Here is a 9358-nt window from a genome sequence, read left to right on the forward strand (position 1 = left end):
TATATTGAATTTTCACTATTTTGTAGGCTGGACAAGGCGTTTTCGCCGCATCAGACAAATAACACCCTAAAGCATAAACCGATACCCAATACCGGTTTCAGTAATGAAATGGCGAGGTCGGGCCGGGTCTTGTTCCAGTTTTTGTCGCAGATGCCCCATATAAATCCGCAAATAGTGACTGTGTTCGACCGCATTTGGCCCCCATACCTGGTTGAGTAACTGGCGCTGGGTAAGCACTTTCCCGGCGTTGTTGAGCAACACAGCCAGCAGGCGGAACTCTATCGGCGTCAAATGCACTTCTTCCTCGCCGCGATGGATCACGCGGGCGGCCAAATCAACGGTCACATCGGAAAATGTCACCACCGGATCGGGCGCGGCGGTGGCGGAGTGGCGGCGTAACGCGACGCGTAGACGAGCCTGCAATTCACCAATGCCAAACGGTTTACTCAGGTAATCATCAGCTCCGGCATCCAGCGCGGCGATTTTGTCGCTCTCTTCGCTACGTGCGGAAAGCACAATTACCGGCACCGCGCTCCACTGGCGCAGGTCGCGGATAAACTCAATTCCATCGCCATCGGGCAGGCCGAGATCGAGAATAATCAAATCCGGCTTACGGGTTGCCGCCTCCAGCAGCCCACGTTGCAGTGTTTCGGCCTCAAAGACGCGCATACCGTCGCCCTCCAGCGCTGTGCGCAGAAAGCGACGAATAGCCTGTTCATCTTCAACAATCAGAACGTTTGTCACATATCCTCATGAAATTCTTCAAGTTCAGGAGCGGTTTGCTGAGGAAGTGTAACACGAAAACAAGCGCCACCTTCCGGTCGGTTGAATGCGATGATCGTACCACCGTGTATTTCTACAATCGCCCGACAAATTGCCAACCCAAGCCCGACGCCCGGCACTGCTGACTCTTTATTCCCGCGGGCAAATTTATCAAAAATCGTCCGTTCCTGACCTTGTGGAATACCGGAGCCGTTATCCCAGACATCCAGTTGTAGTTGCTCTCCCTCGACATGGGCATCAATACCAATTTCAGCCTGCGTTCCCGCGTACTTCACCGCATTCTCCAGCAGATTAATCAGCACCCGCTCAAACAGTGGCCCGTCGACGTGGATCAAGGTCAGCGGTTCAGGCAGAGAGAGGTTGATGGGTGACGATAAACCTGGCTCCAGCATTTGCAGCGCACTGCCGACGACTTCTTCCAGCGTTAACCACTCTTTCTTCAAATTAAAGCCGCCGGACTGAATTCGCGCCATATCCAGCAAGTTATTTACCAGTCGGGTCGTGTTCAGCACATGCTGGCGAATTTCGCTGGCCTGGCGAGCGTGCGGAGAACCTTCGCTTGCCAGATCAAGCGTTAAGATTTCTGCCTGACCAAACAGCACCGTAAGCGGGGTGCGTAAATCGTGAGACAGCGCCGCCAGCAGCGCGTTGCGGATCTGTTCACGCTCGCTGGCCATCCGCGCCTGTTCTTCGCTGGCGGTCAGCATCAGGCGCTCAAGAGCATTGGCCACTAACAGCGTAAACGTTTCCAGCAGGCGCTGTTGTTCCGGGATCATCAACTGGCGCAAATTTCCCGGTTCCACCACCACCAGTCCGTAGGTTTTCTCGCCGCTTTTTAACGGCAAAATCTGGTACGGCACGCCGGGTAAAGTGTCGGTGCCCGCACCCGCAGGCAGACCTTTATCAAAGCTCCAGCGGGCGATAGCATCGTCCCACGGCGTCATCCCCTGCGGATGTGTTAGCGGCAGTAATATACCGTTGTCATCAGGTAACAACACCTGACTGCGGGCATGAAAAGTAGAAGCAATAAACTGCTCGCTGGTGGCGGCGATATCCTGGGGACTGCGGCCTACCGCCAGCGTTTTTGACATTTCATATAAGTGTCGCGTGCGTTGCTCGCGGTAACGGGCTACCCGCGCCTGGTAACGCACGCCAGCGGTAAGGTTCCCGATCACCAGCCCGACGGTTAACATCACCGTGAAGGTCAGCAGATACTGCACATCAGAGACGGCGAGCGTGCCGCGTGGGGCGATAAAAAAGAGATCGAAACTCACCACGTTAATGACGGTGGCAACCACCGAAGGCCAGCGACCATAAAAAAGTGCCACCACCACCACGCCCAACAGATACAGCATCACCAGGTTAGCGGCATCGAAGGCCATCAGCCACTGCATGGCAATTAAAGTGATAACGGCGCATAACGCGGCGGCAACCACGCAGCCCTGAATTTGCACCCGCCATTTGTCTTTAAAAGAGCGGCTATCCGGCGCGTTATTAATTGTGCGCGCAGGTGGTTCATCAAGCGCGACCAGTACCTGATCGAGGTCGGGGGCGATGCGCGCCAGTCGGTCGGCAAAGGTTTCCCGACGCCACCAGCGGCGCGAGGCCGGGCGACCGAGAATTATCTTGCCGAGATTATGCTCCCGGGCATAACGCACTACGGCTTTTTCTTCTGCCGGATCAGAAAGTGTTGCTGTCTCTGCGCCTAACTCCTGCGCCAGACGCAAGGCGCTGAGAATGGCTCGACGTTTTTTCTCCGGTAAGCGGTGCAGGGCAGGGGTTTCAACATATACAGCGTGCCAGACGCTCCCCAGCCTTGACGCCAGCCGCGCCGCCGCCCGAACCAGTTTTTCGCTGCCCGTATTATGCCCAATACATAAAAGGATCGCGTCGCGCGTGTGCCAGACTTTCTCTTCGCCAGGACTCCCCCGCCAGGCGCGCATTTGCTCATCTACGCGATCGGCAGTACGGCGCAGCGCCAGTTCGCGCAGGGCAATCAAATTGCCTTTGCGGAAAAAATGTTCAATGGCGCGCTCAGCCTGCCCGGCAATATAGACTTTGCCTTCTTTCAGTCGCTGGCGCAGATCGTCCGGAGGCAGGTCCACCAGCACCACGTCGTCGGCGGCATCGAAAAAAGGATCGGGCACGGTTTCCCGTACCTGAATTCCGGTGACGCCACTGACCACATCGTTCAGACTTTCCAGATGCTGAACGTTGACGGTAGTGAAAACATCAATGCCTGCTTCCAGTAGCTCTTCGATATCCTGCCAGCGTTTAGGATGACGGGAACCTGGCGCATTACTGTGCGCCAGTTCATCCATTAATATCAGCGCCGGACGGCGGGCGAGGGCGGCATCGAGATCAAACTCGCTGATATGCCGCCCACGGTACGCCTGGCGTTTCAGTGGCAGAACAGCCAGACCTTCCAGCATTGCGGCGGTATCTTTCCGCCCGTGGGTTTCTACCACGCCAACCACAATATCCAGCCCTTGCGCCCGCAGTCGCTGGGCTTCCGCCAGCATCGCCCAGGTTTTCCCGACGCCCGCACAGGCACCGAAGAAAACTTTTAGCTTTCCGCGATGCGGCGCGGCAGTTTGTTCCAGCAGACGGTCGGGGTCGGGACGTAAGGGTTCGTTATTCATCAAGCTTATCCAGCGCCAGATTGAGTTCGACAATGTTGACGACCGGCTGGCCGATATATTTCACCAGCGGTTGTTGGCTGTATTTTGCGACCAGTTGTGTGAGCTGTTCAACGCTGAGATTACGCGCTTTCGCCACCCGTGGGATCTGCCAGGTCGCCGCTTGCGGGGTAATGTTATTGTCCAGCCCGCTTGCCGAAGCCGTGACCAGTTCAACCGGAACGCTCGCGCTGGCATCCGGGTTAGCGGCTCGTAAAGCAGCAACGCGTGCAGCTATTTGTTTATTCAGCGCCGGATTACTGACCGCCAGATTGCTCCCGCCAGAAGCCTGTGGATTATAGGGCATTTCTGCCGTTGCCGACGGGCGGCCATGAAAATAGCCGTTATCGGTAAAATTCTGCCCGATTAATGCCGAACCGCGCACTGTATCACCTTCACGGATCAACGAACCGTTGGCCTGCCAGGGAAACCACCATTGCCCAAGCAGGGTGGTTAGCAGCGGGTAAACGCCGCCAGTAATCAATAACAGAAAGAGAAAAGTCGAGAATGCCGGACGTAATCCACGCATGGTAAACCTCACACCAGACCGCAAACGGTCAGCAGTAAATCAATGACTTTGATACCGATAAACGGCACCAGCAGCCCACCCATACCGTAAATCCATAAGTTACGGCGCAACATGGCAGAAGCGGTAAGCGGTTTATAACTCACGCCTTTTAATGCCAGGGGAATCAAAAAGACGATAATCAAGGCATTGAAAATAACTGCACTGAGAATGGCGGAGTCGGGCGAATGCAGGCGCATGATGTTCAGCGCATTCAACTGCGGATACGTTGCCGCGAACGCCGCCGGAATAATGGCGAAGTATTTCGCCACATCGTTGGCAATGCTGAAGGTCGTAAGCGAACCACGGGTCATCAGCATCTGTTTGCCAATATGCACCACCTCGATCAACTTGGTCGGATTGGAGTCGAGATCCACCATATTGCCCGCTTCTTTCGCCGCCTGAGTGCCGGAGTTCATCGCCACCGCGACGTCGGCTTGCGCCAGCGCTGGGGCATCGTTGGTACCGTCGCCAGTCATTGCCACCAAACGGCCTTCCGCCTGGTACTGACGAATCAACGCCAGCTTGGCCTCTGGTGTCGCTTCGGCAAGGAAATCGTCGACGCCCGCTTCCGCTGCAATGGCGGCGGCGGTCAGACGGTTATCGCCGGTAATCATCACCGTTTTAATGCCCATTTGGCGCAGTTGGGCGAAACGCTCTTTAATGCCACCTTTGATGATATCTTTCAGCGCAATAACGCCCAGCACGCGAGAACCTTCCACCACTACCAGCGGCGTGGCACCCTGACGCGCAACCTGATCGACTTTTTGGTCGACATCGGCAGGGAAGTGGCTACCGTTAGCCTCGACATGACGGCGAATGGCATCGACAGAACCTTTACGGATCATGCGGTTATCAATGTTGATCCCACTCATCCGGCTTTGCGCAGTAAAGGGTACAAAGGTGGCATGGAGCGACTGCACATCGCGCTCGCGCAGGTTAAAACGCTGCTTGGCGAGGATCACAATACTGCGGCCTTCCGGCGTTTCATCGGCCAGCGAAGCCAGTTGTGCGGCGTCGGCCAGCGTTTTTTCCTCCACGCCCTGCGCGGGGATAAACTCTGATGCCTGGCGGTTACCGAGGGTGATGGTGCCGGTTTTATCCAGCAGCAGGACGTCCACGTCGCCCGCAGCTTCAACTGCACGTCCGCTGGTGGCGATCACATTCGCGCCCAGCATCCGGCTCATCCCGGCGACGCCGATAGCTGACAGCAAGCCGCCGATAGTTGTTGGGATCAGACAGACCAGCAGCGCTACCAGTACCGTCACGCTGACTGCGTTACCGCCCCAGGCGGTAAATGGCCATAGCGTTGCGGTTGCCAGTAAAAAGACGATGGTCAGGGCAATCAGGAGAATGGTCAGGGCAATCTCGTTCGGCGTTTTGCGTCGTTGTGCGCCTTCCACCATCGCGATCATCCGATCCAGAAACGTCTCGCCGGGGTTAACGCTGCACTCAATTACCAGCCAGTCAGAAAGAATACGCGTGCCGCCAGTGACGGAGGCAAAATCGCCGCCGGACTCACGGATCACCGGTGCTGATTCCCCGGTGATGGCGCTCTCATCGACCGATGCGCCACCTTCAATAACTTCACCATCGCAAGGGATAATATCGCCCGCTTCTACCAGCACGATGTCGCCTTTACGCAGTTGATCGGCCGGAACTTTGTCTACCACAGCACCATATTTCGGCTCGCGCAGCTTGCGAGCAAAGGCGGTTTTTTTCACCCCTTTCAGACTGTTGGCCTGCGCTTTACTGCGGCCTTCCGCCAGCGCCTCTGCGAAATTGGCGAACAGCACGGTGACCCAAAGCCAGCCACTAATTGCCGCGCTAAATAGCGCATTGCCGGGCATCGCACCGCTCACCATCGCGATACTAATAAAGGTGGTCAGCAGACTGCCGATCCAGACGATAAACATCACCGGATTGCGCCATTGCGCCTGCGGACTTAATTTTTTCACCGCTTCTTTCAGCGCCTGGGCGACAAGTGTTGGTTCGAATAGCGCCAGTTGTTTACGACTCATATTCAGTGCTCACTCAATATCATCAGGAGAGATATTCCGCCACCGGCCCAAGCGCCAGGGCAGGGATAAAGGTCAGTGCGCCAACCAGCAACACGGTGCCGATTAACAGGCCAATAAACAGCGGGCCGTGCGTTGGCAGTGTACCGGAGCTGGCGGGTTGGCTCTTTTTACTCACCAGCGAACCGGCAATCGCCATCACCGGGATAATCACCCCGAAGCGCCCGACAAACATGCAGAACGCCAGTAAGCAGTTCCAGAACGGTGAGTTGGCGCTTAATCCGGCAAAGGCACTGCCGTTGTTGTTGGCGGCGGACGACACGGCGTACAGCACTTCGCTAAAACCATGCGGGCCAGGGTTGAGCATGGCGCTACGTCCGGCATCGGTCATCATCGCCAGCGCCGCGCCCATCAGCACCAGCGTTGGGGTAACCAGAATCGCCAGCGCGGTCAGTTTCATCTCGCGCACGTCGATTTTTTTACCCAGATATTCCGGCGTGCGGCCAATCATCAGCCCGGCAATAAACACCGCCAGCAGGACGAACAGCATCATGCCGTAAAGGCCAGAACCCACGCCGCCGAATACCACTTCACCAATTTGCATCAACCACATCGGCACCATGCCGCCGAGAGCGGTAAACGAATCATGCATCGCAATCACTGCGCCGCAGGAAGCCGCCGTAGTCACGACCGCAAACAGGCTACTGACCAGTACGCCAAAACGGCTCTCTTTACCTTCCATATTGATGCTGCTGTCTGCGCCCAGTGCCAACAGATGAGGATTACCCTGAATTTCTGCCCACATCACCACGGCCACGCAGATGACAAAAATCACCGACATTGCCCACAGCAACATGCGCCCCTGACGACGATCGCCCGCCACTTCGCCAAAGGCAAAGCAAAGCGCCGTTGGGATCAAGAAGATCGCCAGCATTTGCACGAAGTTGGTCAGTGCGGTCGGGTTTTCAAACGGATGCGACGAGTTGGCATTAAAGAAACCACCGCCATTAGTACCGAGCATCTTGATCGCTTCCTGAGAAGCCACCGGCCCCATCGGTAACAATTGCTGTGCCCCTTCAACGGTTGTCACAGCCTGATAAGGCAGAAAGTTTTGCAGCGCACCTTGTTGAATAAAAAACAGGGCGATCAACAACGCCACTGGGGCTAACACCCATAACGTGATGCGTAACAGATCGACCCAGGCATTGCCCAGTGTGCTCATGCTCTGGCGGGTAAACGCGCGGATGAGGGCGAAAATCACCGTAATCCCGCTGGCGGCAGAAAGAAAGTTTTGTACCGTTAAGCCCGTCATCTGACTGAAATAGCTCAACGTTGTTTCGCCGCTGTAAGACTGCCAGTTGGTGTTGGTGACAAAGCTGACAGCAGTATTCAGCGCCAGATCCCACGACAAACCCGGCAGTTGCTGCGGATTAAGCGGCAGATAGTGCTGACCGACCAGCATGAAAAACAGCACCGCCAGTCCCAGCAGGTTCAGGCAGAGAATGGCAGACAGATACTGCTTCCAGTTCATCTCACGGTCAGAGACGCCAAGTGCGCGAAAGAGTACGCGTTCAACGCCTGCCGTACCGGGAAGAGGAATATCATTAATCAGCCGTGCCAGCCCGCTGCCTAAAGGGCGCGCCAGCACCATCAGCACCAGTAAAAACGTGGCGATCAGTAAGAACCCTTGCGCAGCCATCAGAACGCCTCCGCATTGATCAGGGCATAAACCAGATAACCCAGTAATAAAAACACCAGCAACACGCCGGTTATCACGCCTGCACTCACAGTGCACCTCCAGTGGCCTAAAAGTGATACCGGAAGGGTAGAATTGTGGCTGCAAAGATTTCGCAAAAATCTGCGGGCGGGGTGTAAAAAAAGTATAAAAATGGCAAAAGCCATGATTTAACTAATGGTTAGTATAATTTTAACTTTTATGTAACTCAATTACACGGTGAATGTAAATAAACCATCAATAAGCAAAAATAAGTGGTCGGATGAGTAGTAAAATTACACAAAAGGCGGTACTATTTTCATCAGATAAACGAATTCATTTTTCCGGTGTCATTCACCGGGTAGATACAAAAAAGGGGGAGAAAAGTATGGAACTCTATAAAGAATATCCTGCATGGCTTATCTTTTTACGCCGTACTTATGCGGTTGCAGCGGGCGTTCTGGCGCTGCCTTTCATGCTTTTCTGGAAAGACCGCGCCCGCTTTTACAGCTACCTGCACCGCGTCTGGTCGAAAACCAGCGATAAACCGGTGTGGATGGATCAAGCCGAAAAGGCAACCGGTGATTTTTACTGATTGCTAGCACATTTAAGCCAGCCTTGTATACGGGGCTGGCTTAGGCGTTCTGTATCAACGGATCTCATGACGCCTTCATTTCATCACTGTTTTATCTTCAAGTTTCGCTAGTACCCTTTTAAAAGGGTAACTCAGAATGCGGTTATCCTCATTGTCTCTCTAAGCGGCTCTATCGTCAGAAATCTCTGGTTAGGTTGGATACCCCATTACACTCTTTCCTGTAACTTCAGTGTAAAGTGAGAAAGTCGCTATCACTTTTGCTCACTCCAGCATCTAAATAAATTCCGAATTTTGCTATTAATATCGCTACTTCAATAAAAGTAGATAGTAAAGAGAGTAATATATACTTTATTGATATATTAAGAATAATTCATTGTTAATGAATCTAATGCGATAAGGTGTATTGGTGTTAATAAAAAGATATTGTATTTTTAGTTGATAATTAAAAACACACAATATTTCAGCCTTTTCTATGTAAGAACTCAATTTTATAAGGTATCCATTTTTATATGGAGGCGGTAGCGTGTCTGTTGTTGGTGGTTTTATTTACACGCTGAATATAATTGAATTATCGAATATATAACTATGTATCCGTTCCAGTCGTCATAACTATTGATAATTATTTGATATTATTATTGATTATTGCTGGAAAGATAAAAATGAGCGACAAAGCAGCAATAGACGTCACCTTCATGACTAAAAAATAAATAAAAACCCATCAAAAAATAATTCGTTTATTAAAAAGGACTCATGCCATTATGTCGGAATATTACCTCAATGAGACAGTTATAACTTTCACCGGGAATATTATTCAGGACAGTACCATTAATATGTTGCGGCTCAGCAATCCCGACGCCGCACTCATTATCAGCCGGGGTCAGATGCAGGAAGGAGACGAATTAGCCTCTCAGGTTGAACAGCAAATGAAAAAGTTAGAAAAGCAGGTCAGGGAACTGCACCACACGCCCGTGCAGGTGACCCGCGTGGGGATTAATGACGCTGAGG

8 protein-coding genes are annotated in these 9358 nt (G+C 53.2%); 2 read left to right on the plus strand and 6 right to left on the minus strand.

Annotated features, from left to right (window positions below; genetic code table 11):
- Window positions 1-66: 66 nt before the first annotated feature.
- Genes kdpE through kdpF form a run of 6 tightly spaced genes read right to left on the minus strand, consistent with a single transcriptional unit; the run spans window position 67 to window position 7832 of the window.
- Window positions 67-744: a two-component system response regulator KdpE gene (kdpE, locus tag A9587_RS17835; RefSeq protein WP_000186070.1), complete on the minus strand. Its 678-nt coding sequence runs from the start codon at window positions 742-744 to the stop codon at window positions 67-69.
- On the minus strand, window positions 741-3425 hold the full coding sequence (kdpD, locus tag A9587_RS17840) for a two-component system sensor histidine kinase KdpD (RefSeq protein ID WP_001515980.1): 2685 nt from the start codon (window positions 3423-3425) through the stop codon (window positions 741-743). Before kdpD ends, kdpE begins: the two co-directional genes overlap by 4 nt.
- Window positions 3418-3990: a K(+)-transporting ATPase subunit C gene (gene kdpC / locus A9587_RS17845; protein WP_001515981.1), complete on the minus strand. Its 573-nt coding sequence runs from the start codon at window positions 3988-3990 to the stop codon at window positions 3418-3420. The genes kdpD and kdpC overlap by 8 nt, the downstream gene beginning before the upstream one ends.
- An 8-nt stretch (window positions 3991-3998) precedes the next feature.
- The gene (gene kdpB, locus A9587_RS17850) at window positions 3999-6047 is read right to left on the minus strand and encodes a potassium-transporting ATPase subunit KdpB (RefSeq protein WP_016248469.1); all 2049 of its coding nucleotides are present in this window, start codon (window positions 6045-6047) and stop codon (window positions 3999-4001) included.
- Window positions 6048-6069: 22 nt separating this feature from the next.
- Window positions 6070-7743, minus strand: a complete 1674-nt coding sequence (gene kdpA / locus A9587_RS17855; protein WP_000741116.1) for a potassium-transporting ATPase subunit KdpA — start codon at window positions 7741-7743, stop codon at window positions 6070-6072.
- Complete coding sequence (kdpF, locus tag A9587_RS17860) at window positions 7743-7832, minus strand: K(+)-transporting ATPase subunit F (protein WP_001272653.1); 90 nt, start codon at window positions 7830-7832, stop codon at window positions 7743-7745. Before kdpF ends, kdpA begins: the two co-directional genes overlap by 1 nt.
- A 314-nt stretch (window positions 7833-8146) precedes the next feature.
- Here kdpF and A9587_RS17865 point away from each other — a divergent pair, with 314 nt between their 5' ends.
- Together A9587_RS17865 and A9587_RS17870 are read left to right on the plus strand one after the other, a co-directional pair.
- On the plus strand, window positions 8147-8353 hold the full coding sequence (locus A9587_RS17865; RefSeq protein ID WP_000424791.1) for a YbfA family protein: 207 nt from the start codon (window positions 8147-8149) through the stop codon (window positions 8351-8353).
- Window positions 8354-9111: 758 nt separating this feature from the next.
- Window positions 9112-9358, plus strand: a 247-nt coding sequence (locus A9587_RS17870; RefSeq protein ID WP_123057718.1) for a DcrB-related protein, incomplete at its 3' end; no start/stop codon positions are given.

The organism is Escherichia sp. MOD1-EC6162, from assembly GCF_002965125.1.
Classification (GTDB): Bacteria; Pseudomonadota; Gammaproteobacteria; order Enterobacterales; family Enterobacteriaceae; genus Escherichia; species Escherichia marmotae.

Excerpts from the sequence above, each read along its gene's own strand:
- kdpD (WP_001515980.1), bottom strand. The coding sequence starts at position 3,425 with ATGAATAACGAACCCTTACGTCCCGACCCCGACCGTCTGCTGGAACAA.
- kdpC (WP_001515981.1), bottom strand. The coding sequence starts at position 3,990 with ATGCGTGGATTACGTCCGGCATTCTCGACTTTTCTCTTTCTGTTATTG.
- kdpB (WP_016248469.1), bottom strand. The coding sequence starts at position 6,047 with ATGAGTCGTAAACAACTGGCGCTATTCGAACCAACACTTGTCGCCCAG.
- kdpA (WP_000741116.1), bottom strand. The coding sequence starts at position 7,743 with ATGGCTGCGCAAGGGTTCTTACTGATCGCCACGTTTTTACTGGTGCTG.
- A9587_RS17865 (WP_000424791.1), top strand. The coding sequence starts at position 8,147 with ATGGAACTCTATAAAGAATATCCTGCATGGCTTATCTTTTTACGCCGT.